Annotated in this window: 16 protein-coding genes and 1 riboswitch; of the genes, 13 read left to right on the forward strand and 3 right to left on the reverse strand. The window is 28.6% G+C overall.

The window, feature by feature from the left end; translation table 11 throughout:
* The first annotated feature begins 62 nt into the window (after positions 1-62).
* From LPC13_RS03555 to LPC13_RS03590, 8 genes are all read left to right on the forward strand, one after another.
* The gene (locus tag LPC13_RS03555) at positions 63-1,373 is read left to right on the forward strand and encodes a 6-phospho-beta-glucosidase (protein WP_040418528.1); all 1,311 of its coding nucleotides are present in this window, start codon (positions 63-65) and stop codon (positions 1,371-1,373) included.
* A gap of 77 nt (positions 1,374-1,450) precedes the next feature.
* Positions 1,451-2,185: a chitin disaccharide deacetylase gene (gene chbG, locus LPC13_RS03560; RefSeq protein WP_234088595.1), complete on the forward strand. Its 735-nt coding sequence runs from the start codon at positions 1,451-1,453 to the stop codon at positions 2,183-2,185.
* A gap of 12 nt (positions 2,186-2,197) precedes the next feature.
* Positions 2,198-2,524 (forward strand): PTS lactose/cellobiose transporter subunit IIA, encoded by a 327-nt coding sequence (locus tag LPC13_RS03565; RefSeq protein ID WP_005210547.1) that lies wholly within the window; start codon positions 2,198-2,200, stop codon positions 2,522-2,524.
* 405 nt (positions 2,525-2,929) lie between these two features.
* Positions 2,930-6,469: a beta-N-acetylglucosaminidase domain-containing protein gene (locus LPC13_RS03570; RefSeq protein WP_005210546.1), complete on the forward strand. Its 3,540-nt coding sequence runs from the start codon at positions 2,930-2,932 to the stop codon at positions 6,467-6,469.
* Positions 6,470-6,891: 422 nt separating this feature from the next.
* A riboswitch (Lysine riboswitch) is annotated at positions 6,892-7,069 on the forward strand.
* A gap of 241 nt (positions 7,070-7,310) precedes the next feature.
* Positions 7,311-8,753 carry a YfcC family protein gene (locus LPC13_RS03575; protein ID WP_195244554.1) on the forward strand — a complete coding sequence of 481 codons (1,443 nt, stop codon included), beginning with the start codon at positions 7,311-7,313 and terminating at the stop codon, positions 8,751-8,753.
* Between the two features lie 549 nt (positions 8,754-9,302).
* Positions 9,303-10,433, forward strand: a complete 1,131-nt coding sequence (locus tag LPC13_RS03580; RefSeq protein ID WP_005210542.1) for a M20 family metallopeptidase — start codon at positions 9,303-9,305, stop codon at positions 10,431-10,433.
* Between the two features lie 295 nt (positions 10,434-10,728).
* Positions 10,729-11,244 (forward strand): hypothetical protein, encoded by a 516-nt coding sequence (locus LPC13_RS03585; RefSeq protein WP_005210540.1) that lies wholly within the window; start codon positions 10,729-10,731, stop codon positions 11,242-11,244.
* 204 nt (positions 11,245-11,448) lie between these two features.
* Positions 11,449-12,723, forward strand: coding sequence for a 4Fe-4S dicluster domain-containing protein (locus LPC13_RS03590; RefSeq protein WP_234088596.1), 1,275 nt, complete (start codon positions 11,449-11,451; stop codon positions 12,721-12,723).
* A 178-nt stretch (positions 12,724-12,901) separates the two neighbouring features.
* On the opposite strand, the gene LPC13_RS03595 is transcribed toward LPC13_RS03590, so the two are convergent.
* Positions 12,902-13,984 carry a PRK06851 family protein gene (locus LPC13_RS03595; protein WP_195244550.1) on the reverse strand — a complete coding sequence of 361 codons (1,083 nt, stop codon included), beginning with the start codon at positions 13,982-13,984 and terminating at the stop codon, positions 12,902-12,904.
* A 381-nt stretch (positions 13,985-14,365) separates the two neighbouring features.
* On the opposite strand from LPC13_RS03595, the gene LPC13_RS03600 reads away from it, so the two are divergent.
* The 4 genes from LPC13_RS03600 (at position 14,366) to LPC13_RS03615 (ending at position 19,595) form a co-directional block, all read left to right on the forward strand.
* Positions 14,366-15,226 carry a transporter substrate-binding domain-containing protein gene (locus LPC13_RS03600; protein ID WP_005210533.1) on the forward strand — a complete coding sequence of 287 codons (861 nt, stop codon included), beginning with the start codon at positions 14,366-14,368 and terminating at the stop codon, positions 15,224-15,226.
* A 164-nt stretch (positions 15,227-15,390) separates the two neighbouring features.
* On the forward strand, positions 15,391-16,071 hold the full coding sequence (locus LPC13_RS03605; RefSeq protein ID WP_005210529.1) for an amino acid ABC transporter permease: 681 nt from the start codon (positions 15,391-15,393) through the stop codon (positions 16,069-16,071).
* Complete coding sequence (locus tag LPC13_RS03610; protein ID WP_195244548.1) at positions 16,058-16,780, forward strand: amino acid ABC transporter ATP-binding protein; 723 nt, start codon at positions 16,058-16,060, stop codon at positions 16,778-16,780. Before LPC13_RS03605 ends, LPC13_RS03610 begins: the two co-directional genes overlap by 14 nt.
* 220 nt (positions 16,781-17,000) lie before the next feature.
* Entirely contained in the window at positions 17,001-19,595 is a 2,595-nt protein-coding gene (locus tag LPC13_RS03615) for a tetratricopeptide repeat protein (protein WP_195244547.1), read from the forward strand.
* Between the two features lie 307 nt (positions 19,596-19,902).
* Here LPC13_RS03615 and LPC13_RS03620 read toward each other — a convergent pair whose 3' ends face one another.
* Positions 19,903-21,090 carry a cation diffusion facilitator family transporter gene (locus LPC13_RS03620; protein WP_234088597.1) on the reverse strand — a complete coding sequence of 396 codons (1,188 nt, stop codon included), beginning with the start codon at positions 21,088-21,090 and terminating at the stop codon, positions 19,903-19,905.
* 275 nt (positions 21,091-21,365) lie between these two features.
* On the opposite strand from LPC13_RS03620, the gene LPC13_RS03625 reads away from it, so the two are divergent.
* A complete protein-coding gene (locus LPC13_RS03625; protein ID WP_195244546.1) occupies positions 21,366-22,661 on the forward strand; it encodes a M18 family aminopeptidase in 1,296 nt (431 codons plus the stop codon).
* A 329-nt stretch (positions 22,662-22,990) separates the two neighbouring features.
* Here LPC13_RS03625 and LPC13_RS03630 read toward each other — a convergent pair whose 3' ends face one another.
* Positions 22,991-23,413: a type II secretion system protein gene (locus tag LPC13_RS03630; RefSeq protein WP_005210512.1), complete on the reverse strand. Its 423-nt coding sequence runs from the start codon at positions 23,411-23,413 to the stop codon at positions 22,991-22,993.
* Between the last annotated feature and the right edge of the window lie 158 nt (positions 23,414-23,571).

The raw sequence follows: 23,571 nt of genomic DNA on the forward strand, positions 1-23,571 counted from the left end.
GTGAATATATACAGATTAATTAAAGCAATTTTATAAATATAAATGTTAGGATGGTGGAGAATATGAAAAAAGGAATTAAAATAGTTACAATAGGTGGAGGATCAAGTTATACTCCGGAATTAGTAGAAGGTTTCATAAAAAGACATAAGGAATTACCAGTTAGAGAATTATGGTTAGTTGATATAGAAGAAGGTAAACATAAGTTAGAAATCGTAGGAAATCTTGCTAAAAGAATGGTTAAAAAAGCAGGAGTAGACATGGAAATTCATCTAACTTTAGATAGAAGAGAAGCTTTAAAGGATGCAGACTTTGTAACTACTCAATTAAGAGTTGGATTATTAGATGCAAGAATTAAAGATGAAAGAATTCCATTATCACATGGTGTTATAGGACAAGAGACTAATGGAGCAGGTGGATTATTTAAAGCACTTAGAACAGTTCCAGTAGTATTAGACATAATAAAAGATATTGAAGAACTTTGTCCTAATGCTTGGCTTGTAAACTTTACAAATCCAACAGGGGTAATATCAGAAGCTGTATTTAAATACACTAACTTCAGAAGATATATTGGATTATGTAATGTTCCAATTGGAGTTAAAAATGGTATGGCAGACATATTAGGAATTGAAAAAGATAGAGTTGAAATGGACTTTGCAGGTCTTAACCATATGGTTTATGCATTAAATGTAAGAGTAGATGGAAAAGATATAACTAAAGAAGCAATTGAAAAATTTGTTACTTCATCACTAACAATGCAAAATATAAAGGATATTCCACTAAATGCTGATTTTGTTAGAGCATTAGGGGTAATACCATGCCCATATCATAAATATTACTATAAGCATAAAGAAATGTTAGAAGAAGAGTTAGAAGGTTTCAAAGATGGTAAAACTAGAGGAGAAACAGTAAAAGCTTTAGAAGACGATTTATTTGAATTATATAAAGATGAAAACTTAGCAGTTAAACCACCACAATTAGAAAAAAGAGGTGGAGCTTATTATAGTGATGCAGCTTGTAATTTAATTAATTCAATTTATAATGATAAAAAGGATGTACAAGTTGTAAATACATTAAATAATGGAGCTATAAGAGATTTCAGAGAAGATTCAGCAGCAGAAATGAGTTGTGTTATTACTAAAGAAGGACCAAAACCACTAGCAGTAGGGTACTTACCAGTTGCAGTTAGTGGATTAGTTTCTGAAATAAAAGCATTTGAAATATTAGCAGCAAAGGCAGCTGTAGATGGAGATTATAATGCAGCATTACAAGCATTATGTATTAATCCATTAATACCTTCAGATGACTTAGCAAAAACTATTTTAGATGAAATGCTAGAAGCACACAAAGATTATTTACCACAATTTAATAAATAGTTTACAGTTAGTAGTTTAGATTTAAACTACTAACTATAAGTCAAGAAGTATCAATTAATTATCCAAGGGGTGTTAACATGACTAAGTTAATAGTAAATGCAGATGATATTGGGTTAAGTGAAGCTGTTAACTATGGAATATTATCAGCTTATAAAAATGGAATAGTAAGATCAACAACAATAATGGTTGGTATGCCTGCATTTGATCATGCTGTTAGCATATTAAAGGAGAATCCAGGATTGGGTTGTGGTGTACACATGACTTTAAGCTTAAATAAGCCTGTATTAAGTACTCATAAAACAATAGTAGATGAAAATGGAAACTTCTATAGAAGAATTACAAATGAACTTGTAGAAGAAAAATTTGATTTAAATGAAATATATGAAGAATTTTGCGCTCAAATAGATAAGGTAATTGAAAGTGGAATTAAGGTAGATCACCTAGATTCACATCATCATGTTCACACATTATCAAGCTTAAAGCCAGTTATAGAAAGAGTATTAGAAAAATACAAACTACCTATAAGAGGTGGATTTGAAGATAATATTGAATATGATAAGATAATTCCAATGACAGAAAGTTTTTATAGTGGAAATGTAGCTGATGACTATTTTGAAAAGCATATAGAAGAATTAAAGAATTACGATGTAATAGATATTATGTGTCATCCTGCATTTGTAGATGAATATTTAGTAAATTCAACATCATATGCAATGGAAAGAATTAAAGAATATAGTATTTTAACATCTAAAAAGGTTCAGGAATTTTTACTAGAAAATAACTTTGAGATTACTAATTATAGCAATATTTAGGGGGAGATTAATATGAACGAAGAATTAATGGAAATATCATTTGGACTAATAGCAAATGCAGGAGAAGCAAAAGGTTTAGCTTTTGATGCTTTAAGCAAGGCAAAAGAGGGAAAATTTGAAGATGTTAGAGAATTAATAAATAAATCAAGAGAAGAAATGCATAAAGCACATGCTTTCCAAACTCAACTTATAACTAAAGAAGCTTCAGGAGAAAAAATGGAAGTAGGAGTATTATTAATACATGCTCAAGATCATTTAATGAATGCTATGAATTTCCAACAATTAGCTGAAGAATTTATCGAAATTTATGAAAGATTATCAAAATTAGAAAATAAGTAATTTGTAGAGCATAATTTATGAAAATTAAATAATAAAATAAGAGTACTAAGTAAGAGAAATTAATGATACTTAGTGCTCTTTTTTTTATAATATGAAAATAATTCATTAAAAATAGTCGTATATAGTCTATTTTGATATAAATTATAGATATTTAAGTGTTTATATATTGCTAAAAAATGTAATAAAATTGGTGAAAATATAAATAAATTGCTAAAAAATATAAGAATATTGTGTTTTTTGTTGGAATAAGTTTACTGAAATTTATGGTGATGTTAACCTTAAATGGTCGAATATAGAAATCTGATAATTAAATTTGCCTAATAATATCGGATAAAATATAAGATTTAAATGATATAGTTAGGTGAAAATTTAACTATCAAATACTTTTATAGGGGGAATTAAAAAATGAAACTAAAATCTAAAAATCTAAAGTGGTTGTCTAGAATTATGACAGTACTTATGTTATTTACATTAGTACCTAATGTTTTAGTATCTAATGCAAATGCTTTAGAAAATGAAAGAGGTACAAGCAGTGAGTATGAAATATACCCAATACCTCAAAATGTAGAATATGGTGACACTAATTTAAGTTTAGGCACAGAAGTAAACGTTGTAGTTGAAGAAAATATAGATGATGCAACAATTAATAGATTACTAGAAGTGCTATCTATTAAAGGAATTAATCATGAAGTAAGTAATGAAATAAAAGAAGGTAAAACAAACTTTTTAATTGGTATACACAATTCAAATGGAGTTGTAGATAATTATTTCACAGAAAATAATTTAAATGATACTGCTCATTTTGAAAATTTTGATGCTCATATATTATCAGTAAAAGATAATGTAGTTGCAGTTTTAGGTAAAGATACTGATGCTGCTTTCTATGGAATAACTACATTAAAGTTAATATTTAAGCAAGTAGAAGGTAATGAAATCAGAAACTTAGTAATTAAGGATTATTCTGATGGACAATGGAGAGGCTTTATTGAAGGATACTACGGTATTCCATGGAGCAATGAAAATAGAATGAGCTTAATGGAGTTTGGTGGAGACTTTAAGATGAATGCTTATATATTTGCACCAAAGGATGATGAGTATCACAGTCTTAAATGGAGAGATCCATATCCAGCTGAAAAATTAGCTGAAATAGAAGAACTAGTTGAAGTTGGATCTGCAACAAAGAACAAGTTTATATGGACAATCCACCCATTCTTAAAAGATGGAATGGACTTCTCAACAGAAGAAAATTATCAAGCTGAATTAGAAAAGATTATTGCAAAATTTGAACAATTATATAGCATAGGTGTACGTCAATTTGGTGTACTTGCAGATGATGCTGAAGGTGAAGCTGCAAATCAAGTTAAGTTAATGAATGATTTAGAAGCTTGGAGATTAGAAAAAGGTGATGTATATAACTTAATATTTGTTCCTAAGGTATATACAAAGGAATCTGCTGGCGGAGATGTTAATAATGAATACTTAAAGACAATTGGAACAATGCCAGAAACTATTGATATTATGTGGACTGGTGACGTAATCATGGGTTATGTAACTCAAGATACTTTTGAATTCTTTGAAGAAGCTGTAGGCCGTCAAGCATTTATGTGGTTAAACTGGCCAGTTAATGACATTAACAGCAAGAGATTATTAATGGGTAAAGGTGAAATGCTAGATCCAACAGTTACAAACTTTAAAGGAATTGTAACTAACCCAATGCAAGAAGCTCAAGCTTCTAAGACAGCTTTATTTGCAGTTGCTGACTATGGATGGAACAGAGCTGATTTTGATGTTGATAAGAGTTGGGAAGATTCTTTCAAATATATAGAACCAGATGCAGCTGAAGAGTTACACACATTTGCAAAGCATATGAGTGACCCATCTCCAAACTGGCATGGATTAACTTTAGAAGAATCTGAAGAATTAAGTCCAGTAATTGAAGAATTCACAAGAAAGTTATTTGCAAATGAATCAATTTTAGAATATAGCAAAGTTGTTTTAGCTGAATATCAAGAAATATTAGATGCTACTAATAACTTCGCAACAAAATCTCAAAATGAATTATTAAAGAGTGAAATTAAAGGCTGGGTTGATTCTTTAAGAGATGTAGTTGAGTCAACTATGGCATATGTAAATTCAGCAGTTGCTTTTGAATTAGGAAACTATGATGAAGCTATGAGATACTATGTTAAAGGTGAAGAAGAATATACTGCTTCAAGAGCTCATAGAGTTCCAGCAATAAATAATGGACAAACTAGACCAGAACCAGGTACAAAACGTTTAGTACCATTTGCAAAAGATTTATCTAGATTAATCAGTGATAAATTCACTCAATTAATTAATCCAGATGAAACTAAATTAACACTTTTCCCTTACACAAATATGAGACCTAACTTATATTGGGGACATATTCAAAACATAGTAGATGGTGATAATGCTAGATTATCATGTATGTGGGTACGTGGAAGTGCTAGAGAAGGTGATTATGTTGCTGTAGAATTAAGTCAAGTAACAGAAATCAATAATATAATATTTGAGCATGGTGAACCAGGTGCTGGAGATGGATTCAATTATGTTAAATTCCAATACTCTATGGATGGAGAAAATTGGACAGATTTAAATGATCAAGCATATGGTCCAAATCTTCAAAAAATAGTTATAGACAACTTAAATGTAACAGCTAAGTATGTAAGAGCTATACCAACAGGTGAAATTTTAAATAACTGGATATCAGTTAGAGAATTCTCAGTAAATAAAGATGATGCAGATCATATTGTAAGAAATGTTTATACGAATGTTGAAGCATTAGCAGACAATAAAGTAGATATTTTACCATCTAATGCAACACTTGCAGATGTAAATGGTATTACATTAGCTGAAGGTCAATATATTGGTATAAAATTAAATAAAATTAGAGAATTAACAAATATTATTGCTGAAATTACAAACAATGATAAGTTAACATTAGAAACATCAATCAATGGTGTTGAATGGACAACTGTGGAAAATACAACTAATAAAGTAGCAGCACGTTATGTTCGTATTGTTAATAATACAAAAGATGCAGTTACATTTGATGTTACAAGTTTAGCAGTAGAGTACTCAGATACTGATGTTACATTTGATATAAGACCAGCTGCAGAAGCTAAATTTGAACCAACTAACTTAATTGATGGTAAATTAAGCACAGCATTTAAACCACAAGTAAATGCACCTAAGACAGGTAGTCTTGTATACAAAATTTCTGATAACACAGAAATAACTAGCTTTACTATAATACAAGCTCCATCAACTACTTCAGATGCAGTTGTTTCAGTAAGAACTGAAAATGGTTGGGTTGAAATTGGTTCATTAGGAACTATCACAAACTCTTTCGATACATCTAACTTTAAGAATGTATTTGAAATAAAGGTTGCATGGGATGGAGTAGCTCCAACACTTTATGAAATAGGAACTTCAACAATGAAAGATGTTGTAGAAGTTAATAAGGCTGAATTAGAAGAATTAATCGCTAAGGCTGAAGTGCTTAAGGCTGAAGAATATACAACTGAAACATGGTCAGTATTAGAAAATGCATTAAAAGATGCTAAAGCTGTAATGGCTAATGAAGAAGCTACTCAAGAAGAAGTTAATAATGCAGTTGTTAAATTAAATGAAGCTATTGAAGCTTTAGTTAAAAATACAGAAACTCCAGATGAAGATAATAAACCAGGAGACGATAACAATTCAGGTGATGACAATAATTCAGGAGATGACAACAAGCCAAGTGAAGATGTTAAACCAGTACCTCCAACAACTGGTGGAAACAATTCAGGAAATGGATCAACAAATAACAAACCAGGTAAAGGGGAATTACCTAACACTGGAGGACAATCAGCAGCTATAGCACTTACTATTGGTGGAATTATATCAACATTAGGTGCAGTAGGACTGAAAAAAAGAAAGTAACATTGCGATAATATATAATAAGTAACAATGTATAAATAAGAAAATAAAAAGTGATGATACAACATTGTAGAAGTTTATATTCTAAAAATGTGTATCATCATTTTTTATTTGATATTATATTTTTTATATTAATTAAAATAAAAAAAGGAGCAGGGGAATACTCCTTTGTAAAATGGGGGACGAGATATATAATAATATATCTGTTTACAATTATGGTCCATATTGGAATTTTTATTCAAAAATAATAAAAAAATTTATTTTATTAAAATCCACTTTTATATTTGTCTAAAAGTGGAGAATGAGTAATAGTGAAATTTAAAAAATATTGTATAAAAATTTAGAAATACGAATAAAAATAAATTAATGCTTTACTTCATTTGTAGTATAATGTATACTTATAGTATAAAATGAAAAGTAAATATAAAGTGGATAGAGGTTGCGATATTTAATAGTATGTTTACAGAGTTAAGCAGCAAGGAAGTAAACAGAAAGGAAATTTCGCCGAAACATATAACTGAAGCTTTAAGGTTATTATGTTGGGGTTATATAGAATATGTATAACACTGTCACAAAAAGGATTTGTGATGAGCTATTACTATGGACAGAACTTTAATAATAAGTAATTATTAAGGAAAAGGTAAGTACAGTCTTGAGTAATAATCTCAAGGCTTTTTTTATTGAGATGTATGTAAGTAATAAAAATGTCTAACAAATCAAAGCGTGAAGAGCTATCACTAAAGATGAAGAGTTAGAAGTTTAATACTTAGATAGTATGATTAGATTTCCTTGAGTCTTGAGTGATAATGCTCAAGACTTTTATTTTTTAGGAGGAGTTTAAATTATGCAAAACGTTGCAGAAGAAAGAAAAAGAGGATTTTTTAGTAAATTTTCTAATGGTGTAAAAATACCACATACTTTAGTTATTATTTTTGCAATAATAGTACTAGTTGCCATAGCAACATACATAGTTCCAGGGGGAGCTTATGAAAGAGTAGTAACAGAAGTTAATGGTCAAAGTAGAACTGTAGTTTTAAATGGATCATTCCAATATGTTCAAAATGAGTCACAAGGATTATTCCAGGTTATGCAAGCACCAGTACAAGGTATTGAGCAAGCAGCAGAAATTATTGCTTTCTTATTTGTAGTAGGTGGAGCATTTAGTTTAATAACAAGAACAAAAGCTATTGATTCAGCTATAGCTAAGGTTGTATCTGCATTTAAAGGTGCTGAAATATTAATTATTCCTATAGTATTTGTAATGTTCTCATTAGGTGGAGCAACTTTTGGTATGACTGAAGAAGCTATACCGTTTATAACAATATTAGTTCCATTAATGCTAGCACTTGGATTTGATAGTATATTAGCAGTTGGAATTAGTTATTTAGCATGTATCGTAGGGTTTGCATCAGCTATGCTTAACCCATTTACAGTAGGAATTGCACAATCAATTGCTGAAATTCCATTATTCTCAGGGGTTGCATATAGAACTATTATATGGGTTATTACAACAGCAGTAACAATTGCATTCTTAATGATTTATGCAGTTAAGATTAAGAAAAACCCAGAATTTAGTCCAATGTACAAACTAGATAAAGAAAAACATGAAAAATTAGCACAAACTCAAAGTGAAGAAATTAAATTTACAATTCAACATAAAATTATTATAGCTTTAATAGGTGTTTGTTTAGCCGTTGTTATATGGGGAGTATTAACTCAAGGATTCTGGATTCCAGAAATAGCAGCAGTATTCTTAATAACAGGTGTTGTTTCAGGAATAATCGGTGGATTAAAAGCAGATGAAATGGCAAATGCATTTATAGATGGAGCTAAGGATATGATAGGAGCTGCAATGATAATTGGATTTGCAAGAGCTATAGTAATAATAGCTGAAAATGCTCAAATCATAGATACAATATTATATGGTTTATCATCATTTATAGGTAAGTTACCATCATTATTAGCTGCATGTGTTATGTTACCAGTTCAAATGTTTATAAACTTCTTTGTTATTTCAGGTTCAGGACAAGCAGCATTAACTATGCCAATATTAGCACCACTTGGTGATTTACTTGATATATCAAGACAAACAACAGTTTTAATATTCCAATTAGGGGATGGTTTCTCAAATGCTATATTCCCAACATCAGGAGTATTAATGGCTTGTTTAGGAATGGCAGGAATACCATATTCAAAATGGTTTAAATGGATAATGCCATTACAAATCATACTATTTGCATTAGGTATAATATTCATAACTTGCGCTATGCTAATGGGATGGGCATAAAGGAACAAGAATAACCGTTAACGAAAAAATGAAAATATAACTTACAGAAACTGATATGATTTCACTAAGAATTTATATCATTATTTCCAGAAAAACTGCTAAAGTCCTAAAGCACCCTTAACGGTTGCATCGACTTATTAACGCAGTTTTTCTTACAATAATGATTAAATTCTAGAGCTTATCATATATGTTTCTTCCAGTTATGTTTTCATTTTTTCTATGACTACTTCTTGTTTTAAATAAAGAGAACTATAAGCTAATTATTTGTCATTAAAAGATATAAGCTCAAAAGTTAACTATTTGTTGTTAAAAGATATAAGCTCAAAAGTTAACTATTTGTTGTTAAAAGGTATAAATAAAATTATAAGTTAGTTATTTGTTATTAAGGATGATAATGAATTAAAAATAGTTAGTATACCTAATTTAAAGAATTAAGTATTTATTATTTAATAATTGTAAGAAGTAAATAATTTAGGTTGAAATAAATAATAGTATTTTTATATAAGAGAAGTGTAAAGATAAAGATAGATATAGTGGGAGGTCGTTAGAATGAAAGAAAGATTATTTAGTGAAGGTCAATTAATTAAGGAAAGATTAGCTGAAATAAGTGATTATATTTATAGAAATCCTGAGCTTGGAAATGAGGAATATAAGGCAGCGGAAGCTTTAACTTCTTTCTTAAAGGAGCATAATTTTTCAGTTGAAAGTAATATAGCAGGGATGGAAACTGCATTTAAGGCAACTTTTGAAAGTGGAAAACCTGGATTAACAGTAGGATATTTATGTGAGTATGATGCTTTACCTAAAATAGGGCATGGATGTGGCCATAATATGATAGGGGTTATGTCAGCTGGTGCAGGTGTAGTTTTAAGTAAGGTGTTATCAGAAATTGGAGGAAAAGTTATAGTATATGGAACTCCAGCAGAGGAAACTAATGGAGGAAAAGTTATTTTAACTGAAGCTGGTGTATTTGATGAATTAGATGCAGCTATGATAGTTCACCCAGATGGAGAAACAAGAGCTAGTGGATCAAGTAGTGCATTATATCCACTAAGATTTATATACAAAGGAAAAACAGCTCATGCAGCATCATGTCCAGAGAAAGGAATAAATGCACTAAATAGTGTTATTCAATTATTTAATGGTATAGATGCACTTCGTCAACATGTAACTCCAGATGTAAGAATGCATGGAATAATAACAAAAGGTGGCGTTGCAGCTAATATAGTTCCAGATGAGGCAGTTGCAGATTTCTATTTTAGAGCATCTACTAAAGAAAGAGTAACTGAAGTTGTAGAGAAGGTTAAAAAAATTGCAGAAGGTGCAGCTTTGATGACTGGAGCAACACTTGAAATGGAAAGATATGAATTACCTTATGATGATTTAAAAACTAATGAGACATTATCAGAAATGTTTAATGAAAATTTAAGAGCATTAGGAATTACAGATATAAAAGAAGCTAAAACTACAGGTGGTTCAAGTGATATAGGAAATGTAAGTCATGTTGCACCAACTATACATCCATATATAGGTATAACAGATTGCCCAATGGTTGGACATAGTGTTGAAATGGCAAAAGCTACTACAACAAGTAAGGCGCATGATAGATTATTAATAGCTGCACTTGCAATGGCATATACAGGTTATGATATTATTAATAATGGTAAAAGTTTAAGATAATATAATCACATATTATAGATAGAAAGCATTTGGTAAGATTAAGTATTCTTGCTAGATGCTTTTATTATACTCAATTTTAATTAAATGAAGCTTATGCTTTTTGATAAGTAATTAAAAGTATTTAAATAAAATAGTCCTTTCATTTTTGTAAGAGTTAAAGTTAAATAAGAGTTAAAATCAATATAGATAGCATAGATTTTATTAAAGAGAAAATAGGTATTAAGCTTTAGGTTTTACATTTTTAATTTTCTATTAACGAGGTATTTTTAATAAATAGGATAGAAGGGGGATTTTTATGAGGAGAATACTAATATCAATAGCATTAGGAACTTCAATGTTTGCTTTAGTTTCATGTGGTAATAAGGTAGTTAATGAGGCAGATATAAAAAATAAATATCCAATTGATTCTTATCTTAAAAAGGGAGCAACCTTAGATGAATATCTTTTAAATGGAACAGCTGTATTAAAAGATACAAATGGTGAAAAGTTTTTTGCATGTGAGAATAGTAGTTATAAAGTTATATTAAGTGATGATGGAGTTATAGTGCCTTACATTGTTATAAATAATATTCCATATTATTATGATGGCGAAATTAATAAAAAAGAAGCACCTAAGGAATTAAATAAGTCAGGTAAAATAAATACCTTTGGTGGAACTATAGAAGGAATTGAAGAGAGTAATGATGGAGGTTTTAGTTTTATTAATAGCTTAGTTGTTTACAAAGACAAGGATAATAATGATTTAGTATATACACAATATAAAGATGAAGAAGGATATTTAGTTTGGAAAGGTTATAAATTAATGCAATGAGAATAAATATAATTATATATGGAAAAGATTATAAATATATTTAATTTATAATTGAAGAGCCAATAGATATTTAAGCTATTGGCTTTTATTAATTTAGATAATTGCTTTTTATATACACAATATTTAATTAACTTTGAATATGAAAATATCTCAAATATAAAAGTAGGGTAAGTAAAGTTTTATGAATTAAAGGGGTGTTAAAGAATGTCGCATATAGTTGGCAAATCAGCATACAAAAGCTTAGAAGAAAGGTTAAATAGATTCCCACAAGGAGCACCTTCATCAGATACACTTTATAAGATATTAGAAATATTATTTGATAAAAAAGAGGCAGAACTAGTAGCGCAATTGCCTATAAAGCCATTTAGTGCAGAAAAAGCGGCTAAAATATGGGGAATGAAAATAGGTGAAGCTACAAAGGTTTTAGATAAGTTATCAAGCAAAGCAATACTTTTAGATGTTGAGCATGATGGCAAAAGGACTTTTATAATGCCTCCACCAATGGCAGGATTTATTGAATTTAGTATGATGAGAACTAGGGGAGATATAGATCAAAAGCTATTAGCAGAATTATATTATCAATATTTAAATGTTGAAGAGGATTTTATTAAGGAGCTTTTTTATAGTACAGAAACTAAGTTAGGTAGAGTATATGTGCAGGAAGCAGTTTTAAGTAATGATAGTTCTGTAGAGATTTTAGACTATGAAAGAGCATCACATATAATAAAAACAGCAAGTCATATAGGAATTAGTACTTGTTATTGTAGACATAAAATGCATCATGTAGGAAAAGGATGTGATGCACCAATGGATATATGTATGACTTTTAATAATACAGCTGCATCATTAATAAAATATGAACATGCAAGACAAGTAGATGCATCAGAATGTTTAGAGCTTTTAGAAGTTGCTTATGAAAATAACTTAGTACAATGTGGTGAAAATGTAAGAAAGGGTGTAAATTTCATTTGTAATTGCTGTAGTTGTTGCTGTGAAGCTATGGTAGCAGCTAAAAAGTTTGGTGTTATGCATCCTGTAGAAACTACTAATTTTATTGCTGAAGTTAATAAGGATACTTGTGTTAATTGTGAAAAATGTATAAAGAAATGTCCAGTTGGCGCTATAAAAAGTGTAGTTATAAATAAAGGAACACCGATGGAGAAAACTATAGCAGAAGTTGATAAGAATTTATGCTTAGGATGTGGAGTATGTGTTAGAAATTGCTTTAATAATAGCCTTTTATTAAAATCTAGAGGAAAGAGAATAATCACACCTGCAACATCTGTCCATAGAGTTGTACTTATGGCTATTGAAAAAGGTCAGCTTCAAGATTTGATATTTGATAATAGAGCATTATCAAGTCATAGAGCTATGGCTGCAATATTATTATCAATTTTAAAATTATCGCCAGTAAAAAAAGCAATGGCAAGCAAACAAATGAAATCAATATATTTAGATAAATTATTAGATACAAAGTAAATTTAATATTATTATTAAATTAATTTTAAAGAGAATTGTCTTATAATAGATAGTTATTTTAAAAAATGATTTACTTTTGTAATTTTAAGCTATATCTTCAATAAAAAATTGAATTTTAATAAATTGGCCCCAGGGGTGAATCCAATATTTGTATTCACCCCTGGGGTCAATTTATTTGTTATTCATATTTTTCAAGTTTTTTAATAACTTTTTCATAAATATTGTCTGCTACACTAAAGTCCATTGCTTTTATATAATAAGCTTCTAATTCATCATGTAATACATGAGCATTATTTATTAATGAAACAGCCTTATTTACTAGTTCATAGAATAAATCACTATTATATTTAATTTCATCCTTCTTAGTAGAAGATAAATTAGATTTAGTATAATCAAATAAATTATATTCAATTCCTTTATAGTTACCTTGATTTATTTCATTATTAGTAATAATACAAGTTGAAACTTCAGGAATAAAAATATGCTCGATACGTTCAGGAATAAATGGATCATGCATATATTCAATGTAATAACCTTTCTTTTGACCACAAGTAGCTATAAATTTTAGAATATCAGTTTTACCAAGGCCAGGGCCACCAGTTAAAACATATTTTCTCTTAAAGTCTGTTATTAATGTATCTGTATAACTTATAATTCCATCTGGGGTAATAGCTGTAGCAAATAAGTGACGTTCATTTCCATAACCTATTTTTTCACTTTTAAATATATTATTTTTTAAATTTTCAATAAGATTTGAAACTTTATTAGAATCTAAAGATTCATAATTTAAACTACTCCAATCATCATGAATACATTTAGCAGACCCTAAAAATCTATAGGCTCTTTTAAATGATTTTCCTATTTCTTTATTTAGACTTATAATTTCTTTTTTATTTTTAGAAAGTGTTTCAACATTTAGGGCATCACCCATATTAAGAATTTCATCTACTGCCCCAGGGGTAATAGGGTCAACTATGTGTGGAGATGTACCGTCAAGTAGTGCTATGTTTAACTCCTTTATTAAAACTCCATCTAAAGAGTTTGGATCTGAAGAGCAATGATGGTATTCAATTGTATAACCTTTGTTGGCAAAATATGCACCAACTTTCTTCATTAATTGAGACTTACCTGTACCAGGACCACCTTTTATACAAAGTATACGTTTTGCATCATCTTGAGATAATACATATCTATATAGCGAATAAAAGCCTTTTGAGGTATTTCCACCAGGAAATAGGTGTCTCTCTTTTAATGTAGTCATTAAATTCACTCCTAAATTAAATAAGTATTCATAATAGTTTATTCAATAGATATGAAAAAATGGACAAAATTAAGTAAATATTTTATTGCAACTAAAATAATATTATATAAGGAGAATTTAAAATATAAAAAATATATATAATTTATACAAAAAATATGTATAAAAATATATAGAAGGAAAATAGAAAAATAAATTCAGATACATAATATATGTATATATGTGAATAAAATATGTTAATATGCATTGAAAATATAGAATTTTTGAATAAATATTATATTTTTTATAAAAGTTATAAAAAGGTATTGCATAAATATAAAACTGTGGTGTATAATTATGCCATAAGTTAAGGAAAGATTTGTTAAAATAAAGGGGGACTTAAATATGAAGAATGGATTATTAAAGAAGATAATGGCAGGTACATTATTAGGAATAATGACTATGGGGTTTGTAGGTTGTGGTTCATCAGGTAATGACTCTAAAGGTGAAAGTGTGGATTTATTAACAACAATTCAGGAAAAAGGAAAAGTAGTTGTTGGGATGAGTGCAGATTATGCACCATATGAATTCCACTACATAGATGAAAATGGTAAAGATGTTATTGGTGGCTTTGATGTTGATATAGCAAATGAAATAGCTAGTGCATTAGGAGTTGAATTAGTAATTCAAGAAATGGATTTTGATGCTTTAGTATCAGCATTACCAGCTGGAAAAGTAGACCTAGTAATTTCAGGAATGAATCCTACAGAAAAGAGAGCTAAAGTAGTAGATTTCTCAGATGTTTATTATAATTCACAACATGGAATATTAGTAAGAGCAGAAGATAAGGACAAGTTTAAAACTTTTGCTGATTTAGAGGGAGTAAAGGTTGGAGTTCAATTAGGTTCAACTCAAGAGGAAATAGCAAAAACAGAGATTCCTAATGTAGATTTACAACAATTAGCTAATGTTAATAACTTAATTTTAGAATTAAAGGCAGGGAAAGTTGATGCAATAGTTATGGAAAAGCCAGTTGCAGAAATGGCTGTTAAGAGTAATCCAGAATTAGCAGTTGGTATACCATCATATGAAGAGAAAACTGGAGGAAATGCAGTAGGAATTGCTAAGAATAATCCAGAATTATTAGCTAAAGTAAATGAAGTTATCAATGAGTTAAATGAAACAGGAAAAATGGATGAATATATATTAAAGGCTAATGAATTAGCAGCAACAGCTGATATAGTTGGAGAAGATGAAGAGGAATAATTTTAAAATATAAAGTTATTTTTATAAATGGGGCTATAAAAGTAATTATAGATATTTTAAATTATAAAAATAAAATTTAGTTATAGCAGAGTGTACAGAATTTAGGGGGCTATAGTACACTCTGCTAAATAGTAAATTTTATTTAAAAAGAGGGGGATAAGGAAATGAATCTTGATTTTAGTTTTGTGCCGGAGTATATACCTTATTATTTAGAAGGTGTTAAGTATACATTAGTAATTTCATTAATTACAGTAATTTTTGGAGCAATATTTGGTTCTGTATTATTTTTTATGAAAACTTCAAACTTTCATATATGGAGGATTAAGCCTTTAAAAATAATAGCAGTAGTTTATATTGAAATAATTAGAGGGACACCAATGCTATTACAAATCTTAATTATGTATGCTGGATCTAAAATGTTTTTTGGAATAGATTTAAGTCCATTTACATCAGCAATAATAGCTATTGCATTGAATTCAGCGGCATATGTATCAGAAATTGTAAGAGCTGGTATAGAAGCAGTGGACAAGGGGCAAATGGAAGCTGCAAGAAGTTTAGGAATGAGAAAAAGTACAGCAATGGTATTAATAGTAATACCTCAAGCTATAAAGAATATACTACCTGCTATAGGTAATGAATTTGTTGCAATAATTAAAGAATCATCAATGGCATCAATAATAGGTGTTAATGAGTTAATGTTTGCAGCAAAAGTAGTAGTAGGTTCAACATATCGTGGATTAGAACCATATATAGTAGCAGCAGGGTTCTATTTTATTATGACATTTACATTAGGTAGAATAATCTCACTTATAGAAAGGAGGATGAAGAGAAGTGATTCGCGTTAGTAATCTTCATAAAAGTTTTGGAAAAAATGATGTTTTAAAAGGAATAGATGAGCATATAGAAAAAGGAGAGGTTGTAGTTGTTATAGGGCCTTCAGGATCAGGAAAGAGTACATTTTTAAGATGCTTAAATCTTTTAGAAGAGCCAACTTCAGGTGAAATAATTTTTGAAGGAAATAGCCTAATGGAGAAAGGTGTGGATATAAATAAAATAAGAGAAAAGATGGGAATGGTATTTCAACAATTTAATCTTTTTCCACACAAAACTGTTCTTCAAAATCTGACTATAGCACCAATGAAGGTTAAAAAGCTTAGTGCAGAGGATGCTAAGAAAAAAGCAATGTCTTTACTTGATAGAGTTGGATTAGCTAACAAAGCAACAGCTTATCCTTCATCACTTTCAGGTGGTCAAAAGCAAAGAATTGCAATAGCAAGAGCTTTAGCTATGGAACCAGATGTTATGTTATTTGATGAACCAACATCAGCACTAGATCCAGAAATGGTTGGAGAAGTTTTAAGTGTTATGAAGGATCTTGCAAAGGAAGGAATGACAATGGTAGTTGTTACTCATGAAATGGGATTTGCAAGAGAAGTTGGAGATAGAATCTTATTTATGGATAATGGAAACATAGTAGAACAAGGAACTCCAGAGGAAATTTTCAATAATCCTAAAAATCCAAGAACAATAGATTTTTTATCAAAGGTACTTTAGAAATTAATAAGTTAGTAAATTAATAAATGGAAAAATAAAGTCGGCTTAGGCCGACTTTATTTAATTTTATAGAATAATATTTAGAAAAATTATATTAATTAATTAAAATATTATATCAAAATTTGATTTTTTGATTCTTTAAAGCTTTTATAGTGTATTTTAACCTAATGTGTTCTCATATAATAGATTAATAGTACAAGTAATAGCAGATGGAGGAGTTATGGCCAGAAACTTTAGATATGATTTTCTCAAGCTAGAATTTGCACCAATATATGAAGATATAAAAGCTTTAGAAGAAAAGAAGGTTTTCAAAGAGATAAATGAAGGTATAGAAATATTAATAGATGATATTATTTATTTTATTTATAAAAAAAATAGAGTTTTATATGATGAAAATCTTAATTATTTAAAGAGGTTAGAGGTATTAAAAGAAATAAATATATTACCTAATAATATTTTTAATAAGATTACACTTTTGGTTGAAGAAATGAAAGATGAATCAAAGTTTCAAGGCACTGAAGAAGAAAAAGAGAAATTCTTTGATAGCAAAAGAGCTGATTTATATGAAATAATAGCTTGGTTTGTTACAAATTGTGGTGAAGAAAATTATTATTTAATAGCTAAAAATTTAAATGAGGATGAACTAAGAATATTTATAAAATATTTACCAGAATATAAAGCAACTACAGTATTAAAAAAGAAAATTGATTCTAAATCTATTGAGGAAGACGATGAGGAAAAGGAAAAGCAAGTAGCTAAATTAGTAGAGGCCGGAGAAAATTATTATTTGGGGCGTGGTGTTAGTAAAAGTAGCAAGAAGGCTTATGAATGTTTTTTAAATGCTGCTAAGTTTAAAAATGAATATGCTGAAAGCTACTTAGGACTTTTTTATGAAAAGGGCATAGCGGTAAATAGAAATTATGAAATTGCTTTTCAATGGTACTATAAAGCAGCTATTAAAGGAAATGCTTTTGCTCAATATGCATTAGGAATGTTATATTTTGAGGGAAATGGTGTAATCAAAGATTATTATAAAGCTTTTCTATGGTTCCAAAAAAGTGCTGAAAATGATTATGTAGAAGCATTTTATCAACTAGGTAGATGTTATTATTCTGGCTTTGGGTGTGAGGAATCAAAGGATAAAGCTTTTAAATGGTATCAAAAAGCAGCAGAAGAGAATTTTTCAGCAGCTCAATATGCATTATCACTTATGTATAAAAACGGAGAAGGTTGCGATACTAATATGATTAGCGCATATTATTGGATTGAAAAATCAGCTGAAAATGGATACGAAGATGCTTATTATATTATTGGTAAATCATACTTAGAAGGAATATATGTAGATGTAGATTATAAAAAGGCATTTTATTACTTAAATAAAGGATATGAAGCTTTAGATACAAGCTGTATAGAAGCCTTAGGTGATATGTATTTAAAAGGATGCATGGGAAAGAAAGATGTATATAAGGCATTAGAATTCTATAATATAGCAATAGATTATGGAGAAAAGGGACTGTTTTTTAAAGTAGGTAAAATATATGAAGAGGAAGGATTAATTAATCAAGCTGTAAAGTACTATGAGGAAGGACATAATGAAGGAAATTTAAAATGTACTCAAAGGCTTGGAATAATGTACTACAATGGTGAAGGTTTAGAGAGAAATTTGGACAAGGCAATAGAATATATGCAAATTGCAGTTCAAAAAAAAGAACCACATGCTATGTATGTTTTAGCTGTTGCATATTTAAGAACAAATAAATTTGGGGAAAAGACAACTGAAATATCAAAAGAATTATTAAAGAGAGCTTTTGAATTAAAATCACCGTATGCAGCAGAAAGTCTAGCTTCTCTAATGATTAATGAGCTTAAAGAGGGAAAAGAAATTAATAATGATGAGCTTATTAAATATATTAGATTTGGAGTAGAAAATGGATTAGAAAATTCAATATTTCAATATGGATATATTTATGAAAAAGGAATAGGCGTACCTCAAGATTTAGAAACAGCATATTATTACTACAATATTGCAGCAGAAAAAAACTCTATAAATGCAATAGTTAAAATTGCCGATTGGTATAAAAAAGGTATTTATTTTAAATGCAATATAGATTTAGCAATAAGGTGGTATGAAAAAGCAGCTGATATGGGAGATTTAGACGCAACAGAAAGCTTAATTGAAATTTATGAAAAGGGATTTGGCAATAGGCAAAGTGATTTAAAGGCTATATTTTATGTTTTTAAATTATGTGATTTAGATGTGCTTAAAGGAAAAGAAAAGCTTGCATATTATTGCTTTAAAGGAATAGGCATTGAGGAAAATGAGGAAAAAGGAAATGAGCTTATAAATGAAATAGAGGATATAGATAAAGGAAGTGCTGATTATTTAAGAGGTAAATTGGCACAAGAAAACTTTATTAAAATGTCTCAAGATGAAATAATAAAATTATATGAAGATGGCATAGAGCATGGAAATTTAAGATGCTATGGAGAGTTAGCTGTTTATTTATATAATAATAATTTATATGATAATGAGAAGTATGCAGATAAATTTGCTCTTGCAATGCAGGGAAAAGACTTAGGATCATATAAATGCTCATATATCTTTTTAAAACAAAAATTAAAAGAAGTACAAACCTCTAGCATAGTAACTATTGAAGAATTAATGATAGTTAAGAAAATAAAGCTTTTAATAAATAAAGGGGTATATGAGGGGATAGAAGATTTAATAACATGGTACAAGACAAGGAAGGTAGAGGATAAGATAGGGTATCATGAACTTATGCAAAAAGCTTATTATTATAAAATCTATAATTAGCAGTAAGAATTTAAAAATAGTCCTATGATATCTTTGAAATTATATTTTTTAAATATGAATTGTTGAAAAGTATGTATAAAAAGCTTTATAGAGTTTAATAATAAGATATCTCTAAATATCTAATTCCAAAAATATAGCTTGTATTTTATGAAAAATAAATTATAAGCAGACATGATAAAAGCACATCATAAGATTAAATGTTCTTATGGTGTGTTTTTGTTTTGAATATCTCAATATAATTTTTAAATTATATTGAGACATCTTATTTTTCATTAATTTAGCTACTAAATTAAAAGCAGTAACTATATTAGTGATTATGATCAAGAGCTAAGTCTAATGTTATTACACAGTTACAATTAGGTAGTTTAGATTTAATATCCTTTTCTATATTATTTGATATTATTTCAGAGTATGAAGTATCCTTTAAAGACTCTGGATCAACAACTAAATCAAATATAAGATTTTTATTATCATCATTTCCAACAACTCTGAAGTCATGGAAAGATTTAATTTCAGGATATTTCTTTATTACAGATTCAAGTAATTTTCTTGCTTCAATAATTTCAGGAGTATCAACACAAATTGGATCCATATGAATTACAAGATATATGTTTAATTGCTTTGAAATTTCTCTTTCTGCAGTATCAATAATATGATGAATTTCCATTATATCAATAGTACTAGGAATTTCAGCATGAATTGAAGCCATTATTCTACCTGGACCATAGTTATGAATGATTAAGTCATGAAAAACTGTAATATTATCATAAGACATAACCATTTCAGTGATGCTATTAACTAAAGCTGGATCAGGTGGTTCTCCAAGTAATGGACTAAGTGTTTCCTTAATTAAGCTATATCCAGAGTAAACGATAGCTAATGCAACGATAATACCTATATAACCATCAAGTGGAAGTGAAGTAAATTTTGATAATAAAAATGAAATAACAACTGTTGTTGAAGTAAAAACGTCACCCATAGCATCAGTTGCAGTTGCTTTTAGAGCTGAAGAATTAATTTTAAATCCAATAGTTTTGTTAAATTTTGAAAGCCATACCTTAAAGAAAATAGAAACTAATAATAATATAAAAGGTATAATTTCAAAGGCAACTGGAGAAGGATTAATAATTCTTTCAAATGATGTTTTAACAAATTGTAATCCAACAAGCATAACCATAAAAGAAACTATCATTGCTGTTATATATTCAATACGACCATGACCAAATGGATGCTCAGCATCAGCAGGCTTATTTGCCATTTTAAAACCAACTATAGTAATTATAGAAGAGGCAGCATCAGATAAATTGTTAAATGCATCAGCCATAATTGCTACAGAACCTGAAAGTAATCCTACAGAAAGCTTAATTACAAATAATAGTGTATTAGTCAAGATTCCAATTATTCCAGCTAGATTGGCATAGGATTCTCTAACTTTAATATTTGAAACATCTTCACTATTTTTAATAAACTTTTTTACTAAAAAATTAGATAACATATAATTACTCCTAATATTAAAATTTATAGATATAAATAGTTATTACCGTTAATTGCATTTTATATCCTTTATAATATGCTAAAATACACCAAAACAAAAGTCAATATTATAACTATGGTCATTATAAAAAGTTTATGTTATTATATTTTGAAATTATTGTAATTTAATTAAGGATATATATTATTTTCTTTAGCACACAATTTAGTTGAAAAGTTGAGAATTATAGGAAAATGGGGTATATTAGTAATATACGTAATGTAAAGGAGTTAGAGAGTATGGAAAAGACGCTAGCATTAGAATTAGTAGACTTTTTATATGATAGCCCAAGTGCTTGTCATGGAGTAAAAGCTACACAAAAGATATTAGATGAAAATGGATTTGTTGAAATAAAAGAAACTGAAAAATGGAACTTAGAAGCAAAAGGTAAGTATTATGTTGTAAAAAATGATTCTGCTTTAATTGCTTTTGAAGTTGGTACTGGAGATATTGAAGAAACTGGTCTTAGACTTATAGGAGCACATACTGATGTACCTGGGTTTAGAATTAAACCAAATCCACAAATGATTTCAGAAGGTAAATATGTTAAATTAAACACTGAAGTTTATGGTGGTCCAATACTTCATACTTGGTATGATAGACCTTTATCAATAGCTGGTAAGGTATCATTAAAGGGAGCATCACCATTAAAGCCAGAAACTAGATTAGTTAATATAAATAAACCATTATTAATAATACCAAGCTTAGCTATACATATGAATAGAGAAGTAAATGAAGGATACAAAATAAACAGACAAGTAGATACACTTCCTTTATTAGGTCTTATTAATGATAAGTTAGAAAAAGAAGATTATTTAATGAAAATTCTTTGTGAAGAACTTAATGTTAATAAAGAAGATATATTAAACTTTGAACTTGGATTATATGAATATGAAAAAGGTTCATTAATAGGAATGAATGAAGAACTTATTTCTTCAGGAAGATTTGATGATTTATGGATGGTTTATGCAGGAATTAAGGCTTTAGTAGATAGCAGAGAAAATGCTGCGACTAAAGTTATGATTTGTGTTGATAATGAAGAAATTGGAAGCTTAACTGCTGAAGGTGCAAACTCTACATTATTAAATAATATATTAGAAAGAATTGCTTTAGGATTAGGCAAGGATAGAGAAGGATACTATAGAGCACTTGCTAATTCTATAATGATATCAGCAGACTTAGCTCATGCAGTTCATCCAAACTTAGGTGATAAGCATGATCCAACAAATAGACCAGTACTTGAAGGTGGTCCAGTATTAAAGATAGCTGCATCAGGAAGTTATAGCACAGATAGCTTTAATGGAGCAGTATTTGCTGGTGTTTGTGAAGCAGCAGGAGTTCCATTCCAAAAGTTTGTTAATAGATCAGACGTTAGAGGAGGGACTACAATAGGTCCTGTAACAGCAGCTAATTTAACAATACCAGTTATTGATATGGGAGCACCAGTTTTAGGAATGCACTCAATAAGAGAATTAGCATCTGTTAAAGATAACTACTATACAGTTAAAGCATTTACAGAGTTTTTTAGTCTATAATTTAATTAATTAAAACTAATATAAAATTAATTAGCAGATAAATTACTCTATATATAGATTTAATAATTTATTTAATTTTAAAAATTAAATAAATAATAAAAATGATGATATAAACTTTAAGAAGTTAATATTATTAAAGGGTGTTACTTAGTGAACTACTTAATAATATAAATTCCTATAGTTATATCATCATTTTATTTATAACATTAATTTAAGGTGATGAGAGAACAGTAAATTAATGTTTTAATATATTAAAATGCTTTTATAAAAAGCAATTAATATCATGTAGATATTACAAATAAATAGATTAGTAAAATAAAATTTCTATTTTAAGAACCTGATGTATCAGAAGAGTTTATTTCTTGGGGTTCACCGACAATACCATCTTTATATGTGAAAGTATACCTTTCCGTATCTAAAATATTTTTACAATGAGTTATAGTAAAATCATCAGGTAATTTAGAAATTGCTTTTTCTGGTATTAGGTCTGATGCTTTATCAATTACTTGAGCTACGGTAGGGTCGGTTGGAAGACCTGTATTTTTAAAACTTATAGATTCATAGGCAGTAACTATAGTTTTTGCTTCATTTAAAATTTTAGCTTTTTTAGCTTCTGTTATATATCCACCTATCTTAGGTGTAAGGGCTGTTGATAAAATACCTATTATAGCTAAGACTGCTACAAGTTCAATAAGGGTAAAACCACCTTTTTTCTTTTTGTTATTTTTAAAATTTTTCTTTGAAATAATCAATATTATTTCCTCCTATATATAATATTTTGTAATAATAGGGGAAAGTAAATAGATTTTTATTGAATTATATTTATGAATCAATTAAGTTTAAAAATATAGTGCAGTCTAAGTTTATTTATAGTAAGAAACTATTATTACATTACCAATTATTGACTTTA

The organism is Clostridium celatum, from assembly GCF_021412605.1.
GTDB classification, from domain to species: domain Bacteria; phylum Bacillota; class Clostridia; order Clostridiales; family Clostridiaceae; genus Clostridium; species Clostridium celatum.

What these genes read in the sequence shown, in the direction of transcription:
- LPC13_RS03555 (WP_040418528.1), top strand. Translation starts at nt 63, where the DNA reads ATGAAAAAAGGAATTAAAATAGTTACAATAGGTGGAGGATCAAGTTAT.
- chbG (WP_234088595.1), top strand. Translation starts at nt 1,451, where the DNA reads ATGACTAAGTTAATAGTAAATGCAGATGATATTGGGTTAAGTGAAGCT.
- LPC13_RS03565 (WP_005210547.1), top strand. Translation starts at nt 2,198, where the DNA reads ATGAACGAAGAATTAATGGAAATATCATTTGGACTAATAGCAAATGCA.
- LPC13_RS03570 (WP_005210546.1), top strand. Translation starts at nt 2,930, where the DNA reads ATGAAACTAAAATCTAAAAATCTAAAGTGGTTGTCTAGAATTATGACA.
- LPC13_RS03575 (WP_195244554.1), top strand. Translation starts at nt 7,311, where the DNA reads ATGCAAAACGTTGCAGAAGAAAGAAAAAGAGGATTTTTTAGTAAATTT.
- LPC13_RS03580 (WP_005210542.1), top strand. Translation starts at nt 9,303, where the DNA reads ATGAAAGAAAGATTATTTAGTGAAGGTCAATTAATTAAGGAAAGATTA.
- LPC13_RS03585 (WP_005210540.1), top strand. Translation starts at nt 10,729, where the DNA reads ATGAGGAGAATACTAATATCAATAGCATTAGGAACTTCAATGTTTGCT.
- LPC13_RS03590 (WP_234088596.1), top strand. Translation starts at nt 11,449, where the DNA reads ATGTCGCATATAGTTGGCAAATCAGCATACAAAAGCTTAGAAGAAAGG.
- LPC13_RS03595 (WP_195244550.1), bottom strand. Translation starts at nt 13,984, where the DNA reads ATGACTACATTAAAAGAGAGACACCTATTTCCTGGTGGAAATACCTCA.
- LPC13_RS03600 (WP_005210533.1), top strand. Translation starts at nt 14,366, where the DNA reads ATGAAGAATGGATTATTAAAGAAGATAATGGCAGGTACATTATTAGGA.
- LPC13_RS03605 (WP_005210529.1), top strand. Translation starts at nt 15,391, where the DNA reads ATGAATCTTGATTTTAGTTTTGTGCCGGAGTATATACCTTATTATTTA.
- LPC13_RS03615 (WP_195244547.1), top strand. Translation starts at nt 17,001, where the DNA reads ATGGCCAGAAACTTTAGATATGATTTTCTCAAGCTAGAATTTGCACCA.
- LPC13_RS03620 (WP_234088597.1), bottom strand. Translation starts at nt 21,090, where the DNA reads ATGTTATCTAATTTTTTAGTAAAAAAGTTTATTAAAAATAGTGAAGAT.
- LPC13_RS03625 (WP_195244546.1), top strand. Translation starts at nt 21,366, where the DNA reads ATGGAAAAGACGCTAGCATTAGAATTAGTAGACTTTTTATATGATAGC.